This window comes from Streptomyces sp. SID5910, assembly GCF_009862125.1.
GTDB lineage: Bacteria > Actinomycetota > Actinomycetes > Streptomycetales > Streptomycetaceae > Streptomyces.
This window is the reverse complement of record NZ_WWHX01000250.1, coordinates 1-206: the sequence shown is the minus strand read 5'-3', so window position 1 is coordinate 206 and position 206 is coordinate 1. Positions and strand designations below refer to the sequence as shown.

The 206-nt window shown below is 69.4% G+C and carries 1 pseudogene; it reads right to left on the bottom strand.

The features are described 5' to 3' along the window. Window positions 1–206, bottom strand: a pseudogene (locus GTW67_RS08745) (helix-turn-helix domain-containing protein); the annotation flags it as partial.

Here is a 206-nt window from a genome sequence, read left to right as displayed (position 1 = left end):
AGCTGCGGCGCGATCCGCTCAGCCGTCTCCAGCTCGGTGAGGGCCCTTGCCCGGTTTCCGTCCCACAGCCAGGCCCGCGCCACGTCCATATGGTGGTGGCCCTGACGTGAGTTGGGCAGTGCCCCGACCAGGCTCGGGCTGGTGCGGCGGTTTATCTCCAGCGCCTTGCCCTGCCTGCCCATTTCCAGGGCCACGCTGATCGCGTG